Source organism: Daejeonella lutea, assembly GCF_900168015.1.
Classification (GTDB): Bacteria; Bacteroidota; Bacteroidia; order Sphingobacteriales; family Sphingobacteriaceae; genus Daejeonella; species Daejeonella lutea.
Map to the genome: position 1 here is coordinate 64,188 of NZ_FUYR01000001.1, position 23,527 is coordinate 87,714.

The following is a 23,527-nucleotide window of genomic DNA, read 5'->3' on the forward strand; positions in this document are numbered from 1 at the left end:
TCTTTTTAATTCTTTGTGCTGAAGGATATCAGATGCTTGCCTGTACAGTATTTCCAGTGGAAATAAAGTTAGAGGCGGCAATATCCGGATCAAGATAGTTTGATGTGTAATCAGTCGCTGGTCCGTTAATGAACATGCAAGTCTGACCTTTGATCGTGTTAATGATTGTCTTAGTCAATTCTACTGGCAAAGCAGGGCATCCGTGACTTCTGCCCAGGCGGCCGGTTTTATTTATGAATGATTGGCTTACATAATCAGCTCCATGAACAACTACTGCACGATCACGAGCATTCGTATTGAAGCCTTTGTCCATTCCTTCCAGTTTCATTGAAAGACCATGTTTACCAAAATAGGTTTCGCTGGTAATATAAAAACCTAGACTGCTTTGGTGAGAATTCTCAAGATTTGAAAAGCTGGTCGCCATATCGCCACCGCTACCCTGTCCATGTGCAACAAGGGTGTTGTAAAGCAATTTGTTACTCGCAAGATCAACGATCCAAAGACGTTTTTGCGAGCTGCGACGCGTGAAATCAATTATTGTTATGATCTGGCGTGCCGGAGAAACAAGATTTGTTTTTTTAAGATTATAATATCCCACCAGTGCTTTTCTGAATACCGCAGAATCTAATCCGCTGGCTGCAAGATTGGCTTTTTCGTAGGCAGAATCAATATATTCATCAAAAATTTGAGTGCTTGACATATTAGTCGTTACCTTAACAGATGCAGAATCTGCAGGCGTATCAAAAAACTGTAGTTGTGATTTTCGCACTGATACCCAACTGATAGCAGGTAGGGTTGTCACAAGTAGGAGCATACCAATCGCCCAAATGGTGTGTTTCTTCATAAATTTCCTCAGTTAATGATTAGTAAACGTTGCAGTTTATTAAATTATTGTTTCGAGTACGATTTTTGGCACGGTAGGGTATCGGCTTGAACTGTATATACAAATATACAATTTTTCAATAGATTGATTGTCAGAGAAAAGTAGTAAGAGTCAGGAGGTTATGCTCCAGGGGGCGTCGGATAGCTGCCGCATATAACTTTTAGCACTACCAAAATTGTCTACCCAATGGACAATATCCGCACAAGAATTATGGAAATTTTTGGACGGGCTGTATTTAAGTTCTCTTTTAATTTTTGAGATGTCAAGCACAGAGTTGTTGGACATGGATCTTAGAACAGGCTTGCTGATATAGCTTGCCTGATTGTTCTTGGAATTCAGAAGGAGCAGAATTTTCATCAAGGATGAGGGCAGTGAAATGGGCAATAATTGTCTTTTCTCTACCGCAGAAGAAAACTCTAGAGCCAGTTCTCTTAAAAAGTAGGGCTGTTCATCAGTAATGTTGAATATTTGGAAGGGGGTTTTTTCCTTTTGATCCAAATAGAGTTCTATGGCGTATCCAAGATTGTCGACGTGTGTAAGCGAACTTTGGGTTCCTTTCTTGAAAGGACATAGCAAATATTTACCTTTTATTAGTCGAAGTAATCGAGGTAATAGAATCCTGTCGCCGATACCATAGATAGCCCTTGGCCGCAGGATAAGCCTTTTTTGATGATCAGGAATTTCCAGTTCAACTATATCTTCAGCCAAAAGCTTTGTTTCGCCATAATTACTTAGATCTGCATTGATGCTGGCCTCCTCTTCTTTAATCGGATGGTTTTTAAACTGATATACAGACGATGAGGATATATGGATAAAGAATCCGCAATTCTTTGCTGCTTCGACAACATTTAAAGTGCCTTCAACATTGCTTAAAATTAAATTTTTGTAGGTATCTGTATCAGAAGAAAGGGCTGCTGCATGTATACAAACATCGGCATTAATTGGCTCCATCAGCTCAGTAATGTCTGCCTGTATATATTTCGCAATATTTAGAAGATTTTGATTAGGCCTTTCACGGTTGCCTATGGCCTGGATTTCGTGACCTTTTTTATAGAAATAACGGCAAAGTGCTGCACCTACAAACCCATTCGCACCCGTGATAGCTATCTTCATTATTGCGATTAATTTTATAAATGGTCAGGCCGGAATTTAGACTGCGGTTTTGACCAGGAGTACCGAAGTTTCAGTAATTACAATACATACAAAGATTAAGAATGTTTTAAATTATGGGCCTGGATGATAAAGGCAGGGTCAAAAAAAACGCCACTCAGAAGAATGGCGTTTTGTATTTTGCTGTAGCAATTATTTTAATAGGTTTTTCCAGCTAACCAAATTTCCGATAATACTTTCCAGTTTATCAGAACTAACACGTTCTTGTTCCATGCTGTCACGGTGTCTGATTGTTACCGTATTATCTTCTAGAGTTTGGTGGTCAATTGTTATACAGAATGGTGTACCAATAGCGTCTTGCCTGCGATAGCGTTTTCCAATTGAATCCTTTTCGTCGTATTGGAGGTTAAAATCCAATTTCAGGGCATCCATGATTTCCCGGCCTTTTTCCGGCAAACCGTCTTTTTTTGTAAGCGGTAAAATTGCGGCCTTTACAGGAGCGAGGCATGGGTGGAGTCGAAGGACGGTTCTTGAGTCCTGTTTGTCGTCGGTACTCAGATCCTGTTCTTCATAGGCATTGCAAAGAGTCAGCAGGAACATCCTATCTAATCCAATCGAGGTTTCAATAACATAAGGAACATAGTTTTTATTCTCTACTGTGTCAAAATACTGAAGTTTTTTACCCGAGAATTTTTCATGCTGACTTAGATCAAAATCTGTACGGCTATGAATTCCCTCTACTTCCTTAAAACCAAATGGGAACTCGAACTCGATGTCTACTGCTGCATTGGCATAATGTGCTAGCTTGACATGATCATGAAATCTGTATTTATCCGGAGTTGTTCCCACTGCGAGATGCCATTTTAATCGCGCTTCTTTCCAATGCTGATACCACTCCATTTCCGTACCCGGTTTAACAAAGAATTGCATTTCCATTTGCTCAAACTCACGCATTCGCATAATGAACTGGCGTGCAATTACTTCATTCCTGAAGGCTTTCCCAATCTGTGCTATACCGAAAGGAATTCGCATCCGCCCAGACTTCTGAACATTCAGAAAATTGACGAAGATACCTTGTGCAGTTTCTGGTCTCAGATAAACCTGATCTGAATCCTCAGCCATGGCACCCATTTGAGTTGAGAACATCAAATTGAACTGCCTTACATCTGTCCAGTTACGGGTACCTGAAACCGGGCAAACTATTTCATGCTCCTCGATCAGAGCCTTTAGTGCCGGTAGGTTATCCGCCCCCAGGGCAGCATCCATATCACTTTGGAGTTTATTTGCCTTGTCGGTTTTGCCGTCTTTTGCATAACGCGCTATTTTATCCTCAATCAGATTGTCGGCGCGGTATCTCTTTTTTGAATCTTTGTTATCGATCATCGGATCGGCAAAACCATCAACGTGGCCGCTTGCTTTCCAGATTTTGGGATGCATGAAAATAGCAGAGTCGAGGCCGACAATATTTTCATTTAGCTGAACCATGCTTTTCCACCAATAAGTTTTGATGTTATTTTTCAACTCGGCCCCAAGTTGTCCATAGTCATATACAGCACTTAAACCATCGTAAATTTCGCTTGAAGGGAACACAAAACCATATTCTTTTGTGTGGGATATAACATTTTTAAAAAGTTCGTCGTTGTTTTTGCTCATAACGCGACAAAGATAGTAACGAGATGTGAGAAACGAGAAGCGACACAGTCTAAAATATCTCGCGTCGCGTATCACCTTTCTCGCTTCTATACGTAACTTTGAACCATGAGCATCTCTGTATCGAACCTGACCAAGGATTATGGAAAGCATACTGCATTAAACGGGATCTCTTTCGAAGCATCGGCAGGGAAAGTGCTCGGTTTTTTGGGGCCAAATGGTGCTGGGAAATCAACTACGATGAAGATTTTGACCTGTTTTATACCGCAAACGTCCGGTAAAGCCAGTGTTTGTGGTTTTGATGTGGTGGAGGCTCCTCTTGATGTAAGAAGAGTTATAGGCTATTTGCCTGAACATAACCCGCTTTACCTGGAGATGTATGTAAAGGAAGCCCTTGGTTTCATATGTGATATCCATAAGATTGCAAATAAACAGGAGCGAATTAAGGAAGTTATTGAACTGACCGGCCTTGACAACGAACAGTTTAAAAAGATAGGAGCATTATCTAAAGGCTATCGCCAGCGTGTCGGCTTAGCTCAGGCTATATTACCCGATCCGCAGGTGCTGATCCTTGACGAGCCAACGTCGGGGCTTGATCCCAATCAGGTGGTAGGGATCAGGAGCCTGATTCGGAAGTTAGGGAAAACTAAAACTGTGATTCTCTCCACGCATATCATGCAGGAAGTTGAAGCAGTATGTGACCATGTTATCATTATTAACAAAGGCGAGATAGTGGCGAATAGCGACCTGAATGATTTAAGGAGTAAATATCCAGACAAGAGCCTTGAGAAGATTTTTATTACATTGACAAATTCGAATCAGGATGGAATATCGGGTCGGGAAGCTGGCTTAAATTGAAAGTAAAAAAAACGTGTTAGCTATATTATATAAAGAAATATCAGGCTTTTTCAGTTCACTTGTGGCCTACATTACAATTGCGGCCTTTCTTATTGTAACCGGCCTTTTCTTGTTTGTTTTCCCTGAATCAAGTATCCTCGATTATGGATATGCCGGCTTAGATAGCTTTTTCAATATCGCCCCATATATTTTTATGTTTCTCATCCCGGCAATTACGATGCGGTCGCTGGCCGAGGAAAGGAAAGACGGAACGTTTGAACTGCTGGCAACCCGGCCGATCACTGAATGGGATATCGTCATTGGGAAATTCCTGGCATCGGTAGCGATAGTACTACTCACGCTGATTCCAACGCTCATATATTATTTTTCGGTGTATCAGTTGGGCGTAATAAAAGGAAATGTCGATACCGGCGCGGTTATCGGATCATATATTGGCTTGCTTTTATTGGGTTCTGCATTTGTTAGCTTAGGACTTTTTGCGTCGTCGCTGGGAAAAAATCAGGTAATTGCATTTACAATAGCTGTTTTTCTTTGTTTCTTCTTTTTTAGCGGGTTTGATTCTATCAGCCAGATCCTTTCCTTCCAAAGTGTTAGCAGTTATCTGATGGCTATCGGAATTAATCAGCACTATCAGTCGATAAGCCGGGGTGTGTTAGATACCAGAGACCTGGTTTATTTCCTTAGCTTTTCAGCAGTCTTCCTATTATTCACTAAAACTATTTTGGGAGGTAGGAAATGGTAGAACATCGTAGAAAAGATCTGATCACACTGCTGTTTTCCTTAATAGCAATTATTATAATCAATATTCTTGCCTCGCATTTTTTTACCCGAATAGATTTTACTGCTGAAAAGAGATATACCCTTTCGCCGATCACGAAGGATATTCTGAAAAACCTCGATGACAACATTCAGATAACAGTTTACCTTGAGGGAGATGAATTCCCTCCTGCTTTCAGGCGCCTGAGGAGTTCTACTTTCGACGTTCTCGCGGATTTTAAAGCATATTCAGGTAATAAGCTAAGTATTGATTTCGTAAATCCAATGGCAGGTGATCAGCGAGCTCAGCAGGAAAACTACCAAAAGCTGATGGAGACAGGTATCGAACCCACGAATTTGAACGTAACAACCGAAAGTGGGAACTCTCAGAAAATCATTTTTCCTGCCGCTTTAGTGACCTATAAAGGTGTGCAGATCCCCGTTAAATTATTACAGACACAGAAGGGAGTAGACCCGCAGGAAGTTTTAAACAATTCTATTCAGAATCTCGAGTATGCATTTGCCAGCACGATCAAAAAGGCAAGCAGCGGCGGGCGCCAACGTATTGGTTTGACAGAGGGCCATGGTGAGCTGACTGATTTACAACTGAGTGATGCAATGAATTCGCTTGCTGATTGGTCGGAAGTTGGCCGGGTGGACCTTGGTACAATTAGTTTTGAGGGCCTTGATAAATTACGACTTCTGATCATTGCAAAGCCCGATAGGCAATTTACAGAAGCGGAAAAATACAAGATTGATTATTTTGTGATGCGGGGTGGAAGAGTCTTATGGGCCATTGATCAGGTGAGTGCTGAACTGGATAGCCTGCGTGGTGCCGGAGAACAGTTAGCCTTCGGCAAGAAGCTCAATCTTGACGATATGCTTTTCAGATATGGGGCCAGAATTAATTACGATCTGATAGCCGATTTAAATAGCGCGCAAATTCCATTGAATGTAGGTGCGGTGGCCGGACAACCTCAAATCCAGCTTTTGCCGTGGATGTTCTACCCTATTTTTATGCCTGTTTCAACCCATCCGCTGGTAAAAAATCTGGATGGTATCCGTTCCGAGTTTCCTTCCACTATCGATCTTATAGATGTTAAAGGTATTAGGGGAGAGGTAGTATTAGCGTCATCGCCATACAATCGAAAAATTGACGTACCAACGATGTTGTCGCTTCAAATGGTGGAACAGGAGCCTGATCCAAAGTTGTTTCAAGGAGCTCCGAAAGCCGCCGGAGTTCTTCTTGAAGGCGAATTTCCTTCAGTTTTTCGAAACCGTGCGAGGCCTGTGGGAGTAAGCGGTGCTGCTGTTATTCCACCGGTAAGTAAGCCAGGCAAGATGCTTGTTATCGCTGATGGTGATATTCTGAAGAATCAGATTAACGCATCTGATGGCTCCCACTATCCTTTGGGTTTCGATCGATACACGCAGGAGCAATACGCAAACAAGAACTTCCTGCTTAATGCTGCTGATTACCTGATGGATGATTCGGGCATTATCGGATTACGCAATAAGGAAATTAAATTACGCCTGTTAGACCGCACAAAGATCAGGGCAGAAAAGACCTTTTGGCAGGTAGTAAATCTCGGTTTGCCCCTTATAATGTTGATAGCCTGTGGTATTTTTCAACATTACTTCCGTATCAGGAAGTATGCTCGTTAAATTGTATATTTTTACAGGAAATTATTAATAATTTACCTGATTATTATCGTTTAATAGCTGATTAGGAACTACCAAAAAGCTTTACTATTATTGTTTTTCAGATATTTTTGAATATGAGATTTATAGTTTCTACATCTACATTATTAAAACAACTGCTTGCTGTGAATGGCGCATCGAGCAGCAGTACCGTTTTGCCAATACTTGAGAATTTTCTATTTGAAATTAAAGATGGAACGCTAACCGTTTCAGCTACGGATCTTCAAACCAGTATGACCACTTCTTTGGCTGTTGAGTCGAAAGAAGATGGCAAGGTTGCCATACCTTCGAAAATTTTGCTTGAAACTTTGAAGACTCTGCCAGATCAGCCAATCTCATTTTCTGTAGATGATAAGACTTTCTCTATTGAAATAAGCGCGGGTGATGGAAAATATAAATTAAGCGGTGAGAACGGAGAGGATTTTCCAAAGATTCCTGTGGTTGAGAACGCTTCATCAGTAGCTATGCCAGCATCAGTTTTGGGCGAGGCGATCAATAAAACACTATTTGCGGTAAGCAGCGATGAGCTTCGCCCGGCAATGACCGGCGTTTATTGCCAGTTAAGCCCGGAACACATAACCTTCGTAGCTACAGATGCCCATAAATTGGTTAGGTACAGGAGGCTAGACACTAAGTCGGAATCGGCTACCACATTCATTCTTCCAAAGAAGGCTTTAACCCTTCTTAAATCATCATTGCCATCCGACGATGTCCATGTTGCGATCGAATACAACAACACTAGTGCTTTCTTTAGGTTCGGGAATATTAACCTTATTTGTCGCCTTATCGATGAAAGGTATCCGGATTATGAAGCAGTTATCCCAAAAGATAATCCCAATAAGCTAGTTATCGATAGAGCACTTTTCCTGAACTGCCTGCGCAGGGTTGTAATCTTTGCTAATAAAACAACACACCAGGTACGCTTGAAAATAAGTGGAAGCGAACTGAATATTTCTTCCGAAGACATTGATTTTGCTAATGAAGCACATGAGCGATTAAGCTGTCAGTATGAAGGTGAAGACATGGAGATCGGCTTTAATGCTAAATTCCTGATTGAAATGCTTAATAATCTTGGCGGCGAAGAAGTTCTTCTGGAAATGAGCAGCCCGAATCGTGCCGGCTTATTAATGCCTCAAACACACGACGATCAGGAAGACGTTTTGATGCTCGTTATGCCGGTGATGCTTAATACCTACGCCTGATTAATTTCATAGAAACTTAAAAAGATTTTGTAAAAGCCCGGTTCGTAAACCGGGTTTTTTGTTGTACGCGTTGTAATATTTTACCATTTCAAAGCGTATTCATATATATCTATTTAAATAAATTATGAAAGCATTAAATCAATTAGGAAAGATCAGGCTCGTAAAATCATTGGTGACTCTGGTTGCGGTGACGGTTTTTTTCTCTGCATGTAGTAAAGATGATAATGATGACATACTTAGCGGTGAAGCGAAAGTGATGATCGTAAATTCAGCGTCCGGATCAGCCGCTCAGGATTTTTATCTTGACAACACAAAGGTTAACGCTCAGGCGGTTGCATACTCCCAAAGTACTGCGTATATTGCTACTCCGGCGGGGTATAGCCGGAAAGGGGAATTCAAAAATTCTGGTTCGACAACGGCCAATTTCACCGGCTATGTAGACGTCCTTCCAAACAAAAGCTACACATTTTTCTACACGACAAAGGCGGATGGTTCTGGAAACAGCAGTGCTGTATTTCAGGATGAAACGACAACCTCATCTACTACTAGGGCAAGAGTTCGTTTTGTAAACCTGGCCTCAGGATTCAACTCCGCTAATTTTTTGATCACTGGCGGAACTACCCTGGCTTCAAATGTTGCTTTTGCTGCAGCTTCAACATACAATGATGTTGATCCCGGAACTATTTTATTACAAACGTCACTTGCAACGGGTGGAACAGCCTCGGCCAATTTAGGAAGCTTTACTTTGCAGGCTGGAAAGATTTACACCATTTATACAAGCGGTTCTTTGACAGCAACGGTTTCGGCTGGATTAATCACACATAATTAATATAATTCATTTGCAATAAAATAGAAAACTCGGGTCTTTTAGCCTGAGTTTTCTATTTTTGTGGAAATTTTAAAAGCGCAATTTGGAACTAATTCAGCAGCTTCTCGATTTCATCCTTCATATCGACAAGCATTTAATTGAAATTGTTCAGGACTATCAGACCTGGACCTATCTGATCCTTTTCCTTATTATTTTTGCTGAGACGGGTTTTGTTGTTACTCCTTTTCTTCCTGGTGATTCTCTTTTATTTGCAGCCGGAGCAATAATTGCTAAACCGGAAAGCGGTCTTAATATATTCCTGATGTGCTTGCTCCTTATTGTAGCAGCTGTGCTGGGTGACCTGGTGAATTACCATATTGGAAATTATATCGGCCCAAAGGCTTTCAGCGGAAAGTATAAATGGCTTAAGACTGAATATCTTGAAAAGACCCAACAGTTTTATAATAAGCACGGGGGTAAAACCATAATCTATGCCCGCTTCATTCCGATTGTTAGAACCTTTGCACCATTTGTGGCTGGCATTGGAACGATGAGTTATTCTAAGTTTGCTTCCTATAATGTTGTAGGTGGGGTTTTATGGGTGGTTTCGTTTTTGTTCCTTGGATACTTCTTCGGCGGACTGCCCGTCATAAAGGATAATTTCACCTATGTCATCTTTGGCATTATTATTCTCTCCATACTGCCACCCATTATTGAATTGATCCGAGAGAAGCGTAAAAGGTCTTCGGAGCTTTGATTTTTCTTTAACTATTACACCTTCACACATACACATTGGAATTTATAACCGAAATTTTTGATATTATTCTTCATATAGATAAATACCTAGTTAAAATTGTAAGCGACTACCGTACCTGGACTTACCTGATTATATTTCTAGTGATTTTTGCAGAGACCGGTTTTGTCGTCACTCCGTTTCTTCCCGGCGATTCGCTGCTCTTTGCGGTTGGAGCACTGATAGCAAAAGGAGATACCGGCCTTGATATTTATTTGATGGGTCTTCTGTTGATTGCGGGGGCGATAATGGGGAATACTGTTAATTATTTTCTTGGCAATTACTTTGGTCCAAAAGTCTTTAAACCGGAAAACCGGATCCTCAAGGTTGACTATTACAATAAAACACAGGACTATTTTGATAAAAAAGGTGGCAGTATGTTAATAATAAGCCGCTTTATGCCAATTTTCAGGACGGTGGCCCCCTTTGTTGCAGGTGTTGGGAAGATGAATTTTGGCCAGTTTACTTATTATAATATTGTTGGTGGTGTTCTTTGGATAGTGAGTTTTCTGGGTATCGGATTTATTTTTGGAAACATTCCTTTCATTAAAGACAACTTCACGTATGTCATGCTGGTGATCATCGTATTAACCATTCTCCCGGCTGTATTCGCAGCAGTAAAAGCGAGGCGAACCATGAATAAGGGAGAAATTTAATTTTCATCTCTCCCAATAATTTTACCTTTTTCATAAGACTGGCGTTCTTTTTCCTGCGCCTCTTTTTCCTCAGTTGTAATTTCAATTTTGATTAGTCCTTTGAGATCAGGTTGCCCGGCATCAACCCATGCAGAGAACCAGTAGCTGCCTGTTTTCCACACAGATGAGCGCATCTGTGCTTCAACCATACCATTCATTGCATCGTGGTAAGCCCTAGAATAGGCTTCGGAATACTGTCGCTCCAGCCGTCCATTACGCTCGCTAAACGAGAATTTCTGACTTGAAGGAAACGTGTTATTCAACCGCGCCTCAATTAGTAAAACTGAATCCTTATGAGACTGAGCTTTCCTGACGATAGCCCATGCATCTTTTAAGGGGTCGGAAATATATTGTGCGCGGCCAACCAGAAAATCATACTCTTTATGGAACAATTCCGGAAGGCGACTTTCCCAAAAGCCATGAATACCAGTCTGACCGGTGAGTTGACCATTATAATTTTCCGTAGTGTGTAACGGGACATGTGCATCCCCAATATAATGACCGAGATCAGCAGATAATCTAAGAATCCGTATCGAATCACGCATTACGAATGCCCGGACCAGTGCATAGTAAGTTCTTTCAATTTGCCATGGAACAATTCCATTTTCGAAGAGAGTGTGCTCGGTATATTTATTAGCAGCATCTTTCCATTTCTGAGGAATGCTATCGAAAGGGGCATTGCCATACCTGTCCGTGTCGATGAAATGGCGGGCCGCCTCTGCTGTATCAGCATATCTCCGTTTATCAGGGTCAACCGCATGTTCGGTGATATATTGAATATTGTTTTTGTAGAACCGTATCATCCCTGATGGTAAGGTGTAAACTGCAAGGCGGTTTATATTTTGATGCGCAAAGAATCCCCAGGTAAAACCCAGCATTAAAGGCGTGATCAGAATGAACAGTAGATACTTCCTTCTCATGAATTTAAATTACTCAGCATATTTTGAATCTTTGAGTGAAGGCTTAAACGAATGAGTTATCGGTTATCTTGAAAAATAGCCCTTTGCGAGGTTTATTAGAGGAATTTAGATAATATGATTTTTTTAATTTTAGCTTTGTATTTTAAATAAATCGGCATATATTTGCAGTCCTTAAAAGAGGGACGCAAAAAACACAAGCTTAAGAAATGGCAAATCATAAATCATCGATAAAAAGAATAAGATCAAACGCAGCTAAGCGTTTACGTAATCGTTACCAGGCAAAAACTACCAGAAGTGCTATCAAAAGATTACGTACTACAACTGATAAATCAGAAGCAACTCCGCTTTTGGGTAAAGTGATCTCTATGCTTGATCGTTTGGCAAAAAAGAACATCATACACAAGAATAAAGCTTCTAACAATAAATCGAAACTTACAAAGTTCGTTAACGGGTTAAAATAAGACCTTTAATAAAGACCTTTAAATAAAGGGTTCCGAGCATATCGGGACCCTTTTTTTGTTTTGGTCCGAATCCATTTAAGTTTAGTTATGGAAACGTATAAGGAGAAAATAACTATCAAGCTATGGGCGGAAGAAGATCGTCCCCGCGAGAAACTTAGCATGCTCGGAAGACGCAGCCTCAGTGATGCGGAACTGCTGGCAATACTCATCGGCTCTGGCAGCAGGAATGAAAGCGCCGTGGAATTAAGTAAACGTATTCTTCATGGTTGCGAAACTGACTTAAACCAGCTGGCTAAACTGAGTGTAAAGGAGCTTTCCAGATTTAAGGGAATCGGGGAAGCAAAAGCGATCACCATCATTGCTGCATTGGAGCTAGGCAGACGCAGAAAGGACATCGTTCCAGTCCAGCCTGTACAGATCAGCACCAGTATCGATGTTTACGAGGTGATTGCGTCGCAGTTCAAGGACCTGAATCACGAAGAATTCTGGATTCTGCTATTGAATCGAGCAAACAGGGTAACTTCAAAGCATTTGATAAGCAAGGGTGGGCAGGCCGGAACGATAGCCGATCCTAAGATCATTTTCAATATTGCACTTGAAAATCATGCAGCTTCCATTATCTTAGCCCACAATCATCCGTCAGGGAACTTGAAACCCAGCCAATCTGATCTTGATTTAACAAAAAAACTCAGGTCTGCAGGCCAGTTTTTAGACCTTCCAGTGTTAGATCACCTGATCATTGCAGATCAAGGCTTTCTAAGTTTTGCAGATGAAGGGATACTAACATAAATTATTCATGAAAAAAATCATCTTACTTTTTATTCTGATAAACTTTTCAGCTGAGATACGTGCTCAGCAAAATAAATACGGATCTTTAAACGTGTTGAGCTATAATATCCGGTATAACAATCCACGTGATAGCGTAAATGCCTGGCCGAATCGTAAGGAATGGGTAAAGTCGCTGGTGAAATTTTACGACACCGATATACTTTGTATACAGGAGGGTTTGAGCGATCAGGTTGACTTCCTGCAAACGGCCACAGGCTTCGCTGTCGAAGGTGTGGGACGCGATGATGGAAAGAGGGCAGGCGAATTTGCAGCTATTTACTACAACCCAAATCGTTTCGTTAAAAGAGTCTCTGGCCACTTCTGGCTTTCCGAGACGCCTGAGGTGCCTTCGAAAGGTTGGGATGCTGCAATAGTAAGACTTTGTACCTGGGTTCGTTTATATGACAAAGAGCGCAAGCAGGAGTTTTTCGTTTTCAATACACACTATGATCATATGGGGGCTGTAGCGAGGCTCAGATCTTCAGAGTTGATTCAGAAGCAGATTCCTCTCATTGCGGGTGATCTCCCGGTAATCCTGACCGGAGATCTTAATGTAACTCCAGAAACCGAATCTGTAGCTACGATTAAAACATTCCTAAGCGATGCACGTGAGGTGTCAATGGAGCCGCCTTATGGTCCTCAGGGCTCGTTTAATGCATTTAATTTCAATGCGCCGCTTAAAGAGCGCATCGACTACATATTTACCAGCAGGCAATTCAAAGTGCTTAAATATGGCATACTTTCCGATTCAAAAGATCAACGCTATCCATCAGACCATTTGCCGGTGTTGGCGAGGGTGAGGATTGAGTAGCGACGAGAAGCGAGCAGCAAGAAACGAGGCCGGGGTAGATTGTGGCCTGAAATCTCGTTTCTCGCATCTCAATTCTCGCATCTCTTACTATCTTTGTCGTTCATCATTTTTAGAACATGAAGATCTCTTACAAGTGGCTGCAGCAATTCATACAAACCGATAAAACTCCGGAGGAACTTTCTCTGATCCTGACCAATATAGGGTTGGAAGTGGAGAGCCTTGAAAAGGTACAAAGTGTCCCGGGAGGCTTGGAAGGCCTTGTGATCGGATTTGTGAAAGAATGTGCACAGCACCCCAACGCCGATCGCCTAAAGGTGACCAAAGTTGATGTAGGTGGAAGTGAAGATCTTCAAATAGTGTGCGGAGCTAATAATGTCGCCGCTGGCCAGAAAGTCGTAGTAGCAACTGTTAATACCACTGTGCATCCAGTTTCTGGAGAACCCTTCAAGATCAATAAATCAAAAATCCGGGGCGAAGTATCAGAGGGGATGATCTGTGCTGAAGATGAAATTGGACTCGGACATGATCATGACGGGATTATGGTTCTTGATCCGGACGCGAAGGTGGGACGAGCTGCCAAGGATTATTTCAATCTTCAGGATGATTTTGTATTTGAGATCGGGCTGACTCCAAACAGGGCAGATGCCGCTTCCCATCTGGGTGTTGCTCGTGATCTTGCTGGCTTCCTTCAAATTCCGCTACTGATGCCTGATGTTTCCGGCTTTAAGGTGAAGGAGCAGTCGCTAACAATACCGGTTACTGTAGAGGATGTGGAGGCTTGTCCCCGCTATTCTTCCGTGTCCATCAGCGGTATAAAGGTAGAGCAGTCGCCCGAGTGGTTGAAAGAGAAATTAAATGCAATAGGAGTTCGTCCCATAAACAATGTGGTTGACGCAACCAATTATATACTCCATGATCTTGGTCAGCCATTGCATGCTTTTGACGCCGATGCAATCAAGGGAAATAAAGTGACAGTTAAAACGTGTCCCGAGAATACGGTCTTTAAAACACTGGATGAAGTCGAACGCAAACTATCGGCGGATGACCTGATGATCTGCAATGCAGAAGATCCCATGTGTATAGCGGGAGTGTTTGGCGGTATCTCATCAGGTGTTAATCTCAATACAAGCAAAATATTCCTTGAAAGTGCATGGTTCAATGCGGTTTCTGTTAGGAAGACTTCAAAACGCCACGGCCTTAAGACAGATGCGTCGTTCCGCTTTGAGCGAGGTACTGATCCTGAAATGACCGTGCTTGCCCTGAAGAAGGCTGCAATGCTGATCGCTGAACTTGGCGGCGGATTTATATCATCAGAAATATCTGATCTTTACCCTTCTCCGGCTAAGCCTTTCGAAATTGAGATATCTTTCAAAAATGTAGATCGACTGATAGGTAAAACTATTTCTGTTGATGAACTTCGTTCGACTTTGAGCGGACTGGGGATAAGTATTGTATCTGAGACTGCAGAGGGAATGTCTCTGCAAGTTCCAGCATATAAGGTTGATGTCACGCGTGAGGTTGATATCATTGAAGAAATCCTTCGTATCCATGGATATGATAATATTGAGATCCCAACGCAGATCAAAGCATCGTTAAATTATACGGCTAAACCTGATAAAGAAGTTCTGCAAAATCAGATAGCAGATATGCTGACTGGAAATGGTTTTCTGGAAATACTGAGCAACTCCCTTACTAAATTAAGCTATTCGGCACAGCCAGAGCTGGCCGTGAAAATATTAAACCCGCTCAGCAGTGATTTAGACGTAATGCGACAGAGCTTGCTTTTCTCAGGGCTTGAAGCTATATCATACAATCAAAATCGTAAAAATCCCGACCTGAAGCTTTATGAATTTGGAAAAGTGTACAGCCTGGCTGCTGAAGGTTACAACGAAAATCAGCGTCTTTCTTTGTTTATTACAGGCGCGAACGACAGCGAAAACTGGGGCTCTAAAGCAACACAATCCGGCTTTTATAATTTGAAATCGGCAGTTGACTTAATTATTTCCAGACTAAACATTAAAGGGTTGGCATCATCTGAAACCATCAGTACTAACTTCTCTGCGGGCATAGTCTACCGAAAAGGGGAGAAAAACCTGGTTGAATTTGGTACCGTTTCTAAAGCAACATTGAAGAAACTTGATATTTCCGGCGAGGTGTTTTACGCCGACTTTGACTGGGATCTGGTTATCCGTTCGGTAAGAAACAATAAGATAGCATACAAGGAAGTGTCTAAGTTCCCGTCAGTACGGCGTGACCTATCGATGTTGCTAAATAAGGAAGTGTCGTTTGACCAATTAAAGCAAATCGCACTCAAAACGGAAAAGGGACTTTTGAAAGAAGTGAATGTATTTGACGTTTATGTAGGGGATAAGCTTCCTGCCGGAAAGAAATCCTATGCTTTAAGCTTTTTGCTGCAGGACGAAGAAAAAACTCTTGCCGATAAGCAAATTGAAGCAATCATGCAGAAATTAATTCTTAATTTCGAGAAGCAGGCAGGAGCGGAGATTAGAAAATAAAGTTATAGGTTGTAGGTTATAAGTTTTAAAGCTCTTGTCGACGGTCAATAGGAAAAGCCACAGGCTCGCAATCAACACCCTACTTACAACTTATTACTTATAACTTACAACTCAATATGAGCGTCGCTGATCAACTTAGTAAAGTAGTAGATAAAACCGGGAGGCTTATAGACCTTTGCGTGGCTTTACAGGAGGAGAATGATCTGTTGAAGCGTGAGAACGAATCTCAGAAGAAGATTGTATTGAGCTCCGACAGCAGAATAAAAGATTTAGAAGAAAAACTGCGTGTTCTGACGCTTGCGAGGTCGCTGGAGGGGATGCCGTCAAATGAATTGGGGATGAGTGAAAAAACTCTTGACATAAAGCAAAAAATTACCGAATTTGTACGCGAAATAGATAAGTGTATTGTATTGCTAAAAAAGTAATACATAGTGAATCAAGCTCAAATGGGAGAAATCTCCATAAAAATAAATATTGCTGATCGAGTTTACCCCTTAAAGGTAAACATGGAAGAGGAAGAGGTTATACGAAGGGCAGCTAAAATAATAAATGACCGCATAAAAGAATACCAGGACAATTATGCGGTTCGGGATAAACAGGATTTGTTATCCATGTGTGTGTTACATTATGCCACGGCGACTCTGAAAGCAGAGAAGAAGGTAATGAATGTTGATACAGATGTGGCGGAGAAAGTTTACGAATTAGACCAGCTGTTAACTGATTTTTTTTCAAAGTAGTATCGTTCTTTATACATAGAGCAGTAAAGATTTAACCGCAGTTAAATTTTTAAGTTTCACTATTTAAAGCTTAACACTTCAATATTGGAGGGTTAAAGGTCGATCATTTGCTTAGGCACCTGATCAATACCGGTACCCTATTAATGAACGAAGCTTATAATACATGATGCTTAAATTTAGTTGCGGTTTTTTTATACACAGACAAATATGACTATACTACAGACAATACTTTATGTTTTACTTGGACTAGCCGCTGGCGTTGTCATTGGAAGATTTCTTCTCAGGAAGCTTCTCAAGAATCAGGAAGTAGGTGCACAGAATAAAGCCAAAAAGATTCTTAAGGATGCCGAAACGAGCGCGGAGATATTGAGAAAAGATAAGCTTCTGGAAGCTAAGGAAAAGTTCCTTCAGATGAAAGCAGATCACGAGCAGGAGATAAACAACAAAAATAATGCGATCAATCAACGCGAGAATTCAGTTAAGCAGAAAGAGCAATCTATCAACCAAAAACTGGATAACCTGAGCCGTAAAGAGCAGGACCTGGACGGCGTAAAAGCAAATCTTGAAAAACAGATCGAGCTGATGAAATCCAAGCAGGAAGAAGTGGATGCATTAAAAAATCAGCATATCCAGCAAATGGAAACTATTGCGGGCCTTTCTGCAGAAGATGCAAAGAACCAATTGATTGATTCGCTGCGTGAAGAAGCCCGTACTCAAGCCATGATCCAGATCAAGGACATTGTAGACGAGGCGAAGCTAACGGCAAGTAAAGAGGCTAAGAAAGTTGTTATTCAAACAATTCAGCGGACTGCTACCGAAAGCGCTATTGAGAATACTGTATCCATTTTCAACATTGAGAATGATGAGATTAAGGGGCGGGTTATTGGTCGCGAAGGCCGTAATATCCGTGCTCTTGAAGCCGCTACAGGTATTGAGATCATTGTTGATGATACACCAGAAGCAATCATTCTTTCTGGCTTTGATCCGGTAAGGCGTGAGATAGCTCGTTTAGCTTTACACCGCCTTGTGACTGACGGCCGGATTCACCCGGCACGAATTGAGGAAGTGGTGGCGAAAACCAAGAAACAGATCGAAGATGAGATAGTGGAGATTGGTGAGCGTACTGTTATTGATTTAGGAATACACGGACTACATCCTGAGCTAATTCGAATGGTAGGAAGAATGCGCTACCGTTCGTCTTATGGCCAGAACCTGTTGCAGCACTCGCGTGAGGTTGCAAACTTTTGTGCTACCATGGCGGCAGAACTAGGACTGAACGTTAAGATGGCCAAACGTGCGGGCCTGCTCCACGATATAGGCAAAGTTCCTGATGATAATCCGGAATTACCACACGCTATTCTTGGAATGCAGCTTGCTGAAAAGTATAAGGAACACCCTGAAGTTTGTAATGCCATTGGCGCCCACCACGATGAAGTGGAGATGACGTCCATGATATCTCCAATAATACAGGCTTGTGATGCGATTTCAGGAGCAAGGCCAGGTGCACGACGTGAAGTGGTTGAAAGTTACATCCGCAGACTGAAAGAGCTAGAAGCACTTGCTTTATCTTATCCGGGTGTAGAAAAGACTTTCGCCATCCAGGCCGGAAGAGAATTACGTGTGGTTGTAGAAAGTGAGCGAATCACTGATGCGGCTGCAGAAATACTCGCAGCGGATATCTCTAACAGAATTCAGACTGAGATGACCTACCCGGGACAGATCAAGGTGACTGTGATTAGGGAGACCAGGTCGGTGTCTTATGCTAAATAGTTTTACGTAGTACGTTATACGTTCTACGTTTTCCTAAACGCTGTGTTATCCGTTCAGACGTATAACGGATAACGTGAAACGTATCACTTATATGAAAAGTCAATCCACGAAACGCCCCATTGATGCCTACTTCGACAAATACGCCGAAAGCCATCAAAACCATACGAACGAGGTAATTCATTGGATCTGTGTTCCCTTGATCGTGTTCAGTTTGTTTGGATTGATTTGGGCAATTCCTTTCCCTCACTTAGAATTTTTGGGAAAGTACAATGGCTACGTTAATTGGGCATCATTTCTAATCGCCTTTGCGATTTACTACTACTACAAACTTTCTCCTGTCTTATCCTATGTGATGCTGCTGATCATGATGTTTTTCAGTGCCGGCATTGTTGGACTGGAGAAACTACATCGCCTTAACGGCTGGCCAGAGATGTGGCAGGTCTGCCTGATCATCTTCGTAGTGTCCTGGATCGGGCAGTTTATTGGCCATAAGATAGAGGGGAAGAAACCATCATTCCTTGACGATATCAAATTTTTGTTGATCGGGCCGATATGGTTGCTGCATTTTGTGTTTAAGAAGGTAGGGATTAGGTATTAGGCTTTAGGCCTTAGGTCATACCCTAATGCCTAATGCCCAACGCCTAAGTTAACATTCCCTTAACCTCCTTAACCTTAATTTCACCTAACCTTAAAGCTTGCTTAACCCTAATAGCACAATGAGTTAATACTGTGGTAATACTTTTGTTGAAATTAAAACTCAACAAAGTGAAACACAACGTATTTCCGCCGAAACTAAGCTTCTTACTTCTCTTTATTTTAATTTCACAATTAGTTTACAGTCAGCAGCCGGGTAAGATTACCGGAAAGGTTACTGATAGCAGTAACGGCGAAACGCTTATCGGCTTAACAATTAAATTAGGCACTACCGGTGGGGTTTCAACTGATGTGGAAGGCCGCTACAATTTCGGCAATCTTCAACCGGGGATGTATCAGCTGACTTTCACCTATATAGGCTACAAAGCAAAATCGATAACTGATGTAGAAGTTAAGGCCGGGCAGGTTACCATGCTCGATGTGGCAATGCAGGAAGATACAGGTATGGCCCTCGATGAGGTAGTAATTACTGTAACCGCAAGGCAGGAAAGTATCGGCGCTCTATACGCACAACAAAAGAACAGCGTCAGTATTTCAAGTGGTATTGCTGCTGATCAGATCAAGAGATCACCAGATAAGAATACTTCCGAAGTGCTTAAGCGCGTTAGTGGCGCCAGTGTTCAGGATAACAAGTTTATCATAGTTCGCGGACTGGCAGACAGATACAATGTCGCACTTATTAACAATGCGATATTGCCGAGCAGTGAGCCAGACAGAAGAGCGTTTTCATTTGATATCATTCCTTCTAACCTTATCGATAAGGTAATCATCAACAAGACTGCTCGTCCTGATCTTCCGGGAGATTTTGCAGGTGGTGTTACCCAGATCGTTACTAAAGATGTTCCTGATCAGAACTTCCTGAGTTTTGCAATTACGGGGGGATACAACACACAGAGCACCTTTAAAAATTTTGTATCGAATGGAAGGAATAGTACAGACTTTCTGGGATTTGATGATGGTACCAGACAGATGCCTTCGGGATTTCCATCCACAAGACAGCGCTATAACGCAGCGTCTACAGATCGCAAGATAGGATTCACTAAGCTTCTGCCTAACTCATTTGGTGAACGGACATCAACAGCATTGCCTGTACAAAGCTATCAGCTGAACTGGGGTAATTTGAAGGACTTCGAAAAAGGAGGGTCGTTTGGGAGCATTATTTCTGTTACCTATCGTAATTCACAAAACTATCTCGATGCTAACCGGGAAGCATATGACGGGGCCAACTTTGCATATCAGTTCCAGGACGAAAATTATCGCTACTCAACCAACTTAGGTGGTGTGGCCAACTTTACCTATAAGAAAGGTAGCAACAAGCTATCACTCAAAAACCTTTTTAATCAATCCTTTGAAGACAGCTATATAAGCCGTACAGGTTATAATCAGAATCAGAACAGCGATATTGAGTTCAGTTCTTCTGAGTTAAGTCAGAAGAGCCTGTTCAATAGTCAGCTGGAAGGCGAGCATTTACTAGGCAAAATTAAGCTTAAACTTGACTGGAACCTGAACTATGCACTCCTGTTAAGAGATCAGCCCGACCTGAGAAGCGTGATGTACTTGAGACAGTTTAATGCAACAGGACCTTTTGAAATGGTAGACGATTACAGTCGCCGCTTCTTTTCTCAACTTACAGAAAACAATTATGGAGGAAACTTTGCCCTGACTCTTCCCATAGGCAGAAACAATAGCCTGAAAGCAGGTGGAATGAAGCAATTCAGACAACGTGATTTTTCTGCGAGGAACTTCTTGTACGAGCCTGCATCCGTACAATTCGACGATTCAAAGCTCACACTACCAAAAGATGTGATATTCTCAGAACCTAATATCAGTACAACGGGATTTGCATTTAATGAGATTACGAACAACAACGATAAGTATTTCGGAGAGTCTGATCTGAATGCAGGATTCTTGATGCTAGACAATAATATTGGAAGGAATTTACGTGTAGTTTGGGGAACAAGGGTCGAGTCGTACTATCAATATCTTGATGCTAGAGATCTTGCCAATAAGAAAGTAAAGGCCGAAGAAACCTATCTCGATATTCTACCATCTGCGAACTTTACTTATGCCCTTAATCCGAAAACTAATTTGCGCCTTTCAGGATCAAGGACGGTTTCCCGTCCTGAATTCCGCGAGTTGGCACCATTTGCTTTCTTCAATCAGGAGGAAAGCGCTCAGGTTACTGGTAACCCAGACCTGTTGAGGAGCCAGAATACAAACGCAGATTTGCGTTGGGAAACCTATCCTTCGAACGGAGAAGTGTTATCTGCAGCTGTGTTTTACAAGAACTTCCAGAATCCGATTGAACAAGTTGTTAGTTCATCTTCAACACCAGATAACCTCAAATTTGGATATGCCAATGCATCAACCGCGTACTCATATGGAATCGAGTTTGAGCTTCGTAAAAAGCTTAGCTTTCTTTCTGCTTCGTCGCCATGGCTGGAGAACATGATCGCTTTTGCGAATTTTACTTACATCAAATCAGAAGTGGATATTAACCAGGCCGGTCAGGAGAAACGTGCTCTGCAGGGACAATCGCCATACCTAATTAATGCAGGACTACAATATAAGGCAGTGAAATCTGGAATTATGCTCAGTACCCTGTACAACAAAGTGGGTGCTCGTATTTCTAAGGTGGGCAATCCTTTAGCTGGGGTAGAAAACTTCTACGAGAACGGCCGGGATGTAGTTGACTTTCAGATCGCCAAGCGGATCATGAAAGATCGTGCTGAAATTAAACTTAACATTTCAGACATCCTGAATCAAAAGCAGGTGTTCTATCAGAACTATGATGGCAATAAGGTCTACAACTCTGGCAAGGATATCGAGTTTTATGGCTACCGCATTGGCACCAATTTGTCCCTGGGATTTTCATACGACCTGAAATTACACAGCAAGTAACATTAACTTAACAAAAATGCCTGTATAAGTTAATTACGACTTGATCGTGCCGTAATATACAAAGGCTTGTTTTGTGTAAAAAAAAAATCAAGAACCATGAATAAATTGAAATTTCTAAATGTACTTCTCGCAGCACTATTGGTATTGACTGCATGTCAACGAAATAATAATGATGATGATGAGGAGATCATACTTCAGCCTGAAGTAATCCCTTCTCAAATAACAGCAAACAAAACGTTAACAAACGACCGAGTTTGGATCCTTAAAGGATATACTTACGTAAGCAGTAATTCAACGCTGACCATTGAAGCGGGAACTGTTATTAAAAGTGATGTTACTGAAAAAGGGGCTTTAATTATTGACAAAGGTTCTAAGCTAAATGCTACCGGAACAGCTGACAGGCCAATTATATTCACGTCTGGCAAACCAGCTGGGCAAAGGCAGCCTGGAGATTGGGGTGGTATTGTAATAATCGGAGATGCGCCTACGAATCGACCTTCATTAGCTGACTGCGAGGGTGGTATTAATCGCCAGTACGGCCTTGGCCAGAATGCATCAGATAATTCAGGTGTGCTGAAATATGTGAGATTAGAATACGCAGGGATCTCAGCTTCTCAGGGTTCTGAAGTGAATGCGCTGACTTTCTATTCAGTTGGTTCCGGAACTGTGATCGAAAATATCATGGTAGCTTACGCAAAGGACGACGCTTATGAGTTCTTTGGAGGTACCGTTAATGGTAAAAATATGATCGCCTACGCTACTGCTGATGACGATTTCGATTTCGACTTAGGTTATACTGGCAGCATCCAGTTCGGGCTTGTTTTAAGACATCCGGAATTTGTTGATGCGGGTGATGCAGGTAATGGTATTGAGTGTGATAATGAGCCAACCATCCCCGGTGCCGGACCGTCATCTCCAAGAACTAAGCCTTCATTGTCTAACTTTACACTTGTTGGAACTAACGGTGCGACTGGAGAAAAAGAGCAGCACAATTTTGCCAACAGATGGAGAAAAGCTACTCAGTTTATCCTTAACAACTCGATCTTAATTGGCTTTAAGAAAGGCGGCTTTGCAATGGAAACAGCGCAAACTGTAAACGACTACCTTGCAGGAACTTCTCAATTTAAGAACAACCTGGTTCATGCAGTAACTAATCCATACCTCTTAAATGATGCACCTGCACAGGGAGCAAGTACAAATGCAGCGATCAAGACTAAAGTTGAAGCTGATGGTGGTGTTACTTTGGCAACTGCTGCTGATGCCAAGCTGACCAGTCCTTTCGCATTCACTACACCAAACTTCTTACCGGCAATAGGATCGCCAGCTTTAGCAGGTACCTGGGCTACAACACCGGGAGCAACACAAGTTACTTACCGCGGAGCATTTGGCACCACGAATTGGGCTGCGGGATGGACTAACTGGGATCCGCAAAACACAACATATTAATTGGTTAGTACATAGATTGAAGAAGCT

Annotated in this window: 21 protein-coding genes; 17 read left to right on the forward strand and 4 right to left on the reverse strand. The window is 41.9% G+C overall.

The features are described 5' to 3' along the window. Nucleotides 1-28 precede the first annotated feature (28 nt). From B5X60_RS00365 to B5X60_RS00375, 3 genes are all read right to left on the reverse strand, one after another. Entirely contained in the window at nucleotides 29-844 is an 816-nt protein-coding gene (locus B5X60_RS00365) for a murein L,D-transpeptidase catalytic domain family protein (RefSeq protein ID WP_079700592.1), read from the reverse strand. Nucleotides 845-994: 150 nt separating this feature from the next. Further along, nucleotides 995-1,996 carry an NAD-dependent epimerase/dehydratase family protein gene (locus B5X60_RS00370; RefSeq protein WP_079700593.1) on the reverse strand — a complete coding sequence of 334 codons (1,002 nt, stop codon included), beginning with the start codon at nucleotides 1,994-1,996 and terminating at the stop codon, nucleotides 995-997. Nucleotides 1,997-2,185: 189 nt separating this feature from the next. After that, entirely contained in the window at nucleotides 2,186-3,646 is a 1,461-nt protein-coding gene (locus B5X60_RS00375; protein WP_079700594.1) for a glycine--tRNA ligase, read from the reverse strand. Between the two features lie 105 nt (nucleotides 3,647-3,751). Between B5X60_RS00375 and B5X60_RS00380 the strand changes: the two genes are divergently transcribed. The 7 genes from B5X60_RS00380 (at nucleotide 3,752) to B5X60_RS00410 (ending at nucleotide 10,417) form a co-directional block, all read left to right on the forward strand. Beyond that, nucleotides 3,752-4,501 carry an ATP-binding cassette domain-containing protein gene (locus tag B5X60_RS00380; RefSeq protein ID WP_079700595.1) on the forward strand — a complete coding sequence of 250 codons (750 nt, stop codon included), beginning with the start codon at nucleotides 3,752-3,754 and terminating at the stop codon, nucleotides 4,499-4,501. 13 nt (nucleotides 4,502-4,514) lie between these two features. Next, nucleotides 4,515-5,243, forward strand: coding sequence for a gliding motility-associated ABC transporter permease subunit GldF (gene gldF, locus B5X60_RS00385; RefSeq protein WP_079700596.1), 729 nt, complete (start codon nucleotides 4,515-4,517; stop codon nucleotides 5,241-5,243). Then, nucleotides 5,237-6,922 (forward strand): gliding motility-associated ABC transporter substrate-binding protein GldG, encoded by a 1,686-nt coding sequence (gene gldG, locus B5X60_RS00390; protein ID WP_079700597.1) that lies wholly within the window; start codon nucleotides 5,237-5,239, stop codon nucleotides 6,920-6,922. The genes gldF and gldG overlap by 7 nt, the downstream gene beginning before the upstream one ends. Nucleotides 6,923-7,035: 113 nt before the next feature. Next, nucleotides 7,036-8,160 (forward strand): DNA polymerase III subunit beta, encoded by a 1,125-nt coding sequence (gene dnaN / locus B5X60_RS00395; protein WP_079700598.1) that lies wholly within the window; start codon nucleotides 7,036-7,038, stop codon nucleotides 8,158-8,160. Nucleotides 8,161-8,284: 124 nt separating this feature from the next. Continuing rightward, complete coding sequence (locus B5X60_RS00400) at nucleotides 8,285-8,989, forward strand: DUF4397 domain-containing protein (RefSeq protein WP_079700599.1); 705 nt, start codon at nucleotides 8,285-8,287, stop codon at nucleotides 8,987-8,989. A gap of 82 nt (nucleotides 8,990-9,071) precedes the next feature. Next, complete coding sequence (locus B5X60_RS00405) at nucleotides 9,072-9,725, forward strand: DedA family protein (RefSeq protein ID WP_079700600.1); 654 nt, start codon at nucleotides 9,072-9,074, stop codon at nucleotides 9,723-9,725. 35 nt (nucleotides 9,726-9,760) lie between these two features. Further along, nucleotides 9,761-10,417: a VTT domain-containing protein gene (locus tag B5X60_RS00410; RefSeq protein WP_079700601.1), complete on the forward strand. Its 657-nt coding sequence runs from the start codon at nucleotides 9,761-9,763 to the stop codon at nucleotides 10,415-10,417. On the opposite strand, the gene B5X60_RS00415 is transcribed toward B5X60_RS00410, so the two are convergent. Then, complete coding sequence (locus tag B5X60_RS00415) at nucleotides 10,414-11,376, reverse strand: zinc dependent phospholipase C family protein (RefSeq protein WP_079700602.1); 963 nt, start codon at nucleotides 11,374-11,376, stop codon at nucleotides 10,414-10,416. The two genes, B5X60_RS00410 and B5X60_RS00415, sit on opposite strands and share 4 nt — an antisense overlap. A 206-nt stretch (nucleotides 11,377-11,582) precedes the next feature. On the opposite strand from B5X60_RS00415, the gene rpsT reads away from it, so the two are divergent. From rpsT to B5X60_RS00465, 10 genes are all read left to right on the forward strand, one after another. Beyond that, the gene (gene rpsT / locus B5X60_RS00420; protein ID WP_079700603.1) at nucleotides 11,583-11,837 is read left to right on the forward strand and encodes a 30S ribosomal protein S20; all 255 of its coding nucleotides are present in this window, start codon (nucleotides 11,583-11,585) and stop codon (nucleotides 11,835-11,837) included. A gap of 87 nt (nucleotides 11,838-11,924) precedes the next feature. Then, complete coding sequence (radC, locus tag B5X60_RS00425; RefSeq protein ID WP_079700604.1) at nucleotides 11,925-12,626, forward strand: RadC family protein; 702 nt, start codon at nucleotides 11,925-11,927, stop codon at nucleotides 12,624-12,626. Nucleotides 12,627-12,633: 7 nt separating this feature from the next. Further along, complete coding sequence (locus B5X60_RS00430) at nucleotides 12,634-13,476, forward strand: endonuclease/exonuclease/phosphatase family protein (RefSeq protein ID WP_079700605.1); 843 nt, start codon at nucleotides 12,634-12,636, stop codon at nucleotides 13,474-13,476. A gap of 116 nt (nucleotides 13,477-13,592) precedes the next feature. Beyond that, entirely contained in the window at nucleotides 13,593-15,992 is a 2,400-nt protein-coding gene (pheT, locus tag B5X60_RS00435) for a phenylalanine--tRNA ligase subunit beta (RefSeq protein ID WP_079700606.1), read from the forward strand. 116 nt (nucleotides 15,993-16,108) lie between these two features. Beyond that, entirely contained in the window at nucleotides 16,109-16,417 is a 309-nt protein-coding gene (locus B5X60_RS00440; RefSeq protein ID WP_079700607.1) for a hypothetical protein, read from the forward strand. Between the two features lie 21 nt (nucleotides 16,418-16,438). Further along, on the forward strand, nucleotides 16,439-16,729 hold the full coding sequence (locus tag B5X60_RS00445) for a cell division protein ZapA (protein WP_079700608.1): 291 nt from the start codon (nucleotides 16,439-16,441) through the stop codon (nucleotides 16,727-16,729). A 207-nt stretch (nucleotides 16,730-16,936) separates the two neighbouring features. After that, nucleotides 16,937-18,499, forward strand: coding sequence for a ribonuclease Y (gene rny / locus B5X60_RS00450; protein WP_079700609.1), 1,563 nt, complete (start codon nucleotides 16,937-16,939; stop codon nucleotides 18,497-18,499). A 91-nt stretch (nucleotides 18,500-18,590) separates the two neighbouring features. Next, nucleotides 18,591-19,097: an Mpo1 family 2-hydroxy fatty acid dioxygenase gene (locus B5X60_RS00455; protein WP_079700610.1), complete on the forward strand. Its 507-nt coding sequence runs from the start codon at nucleotides 18,591-18,593 to the stop codon at nucleotides 19,095-19,097. Nucleotides 19,098-19,264: 167 nt separating this feature from the next. Beyond that, nucleotides 19,265-22,054, forward strand: coding sequence for a TonB-dependent receptor (locus B5X60_RS00460; protein WP_170878350.1), 2,790 nt, complete (start codon nucleotides 19,265-19,267; stop codon nucleotides 22,052-22,054). 96 nt (nucleotides 22,055-22,150) lie between these two features. Next, nucleotides 22,151-23,500, forward strand: coding sequence for a hypothetical protein (locus B5X60_RS00465; RefSeq protein WP_079700612.1), 1,350 nt, complete (start codon nucleotides 22,151-22,153; stop codon nucleotides 23,498-23,500). Nucleotides 23,501-23,527: the final 27 nt, after the last annotated feature.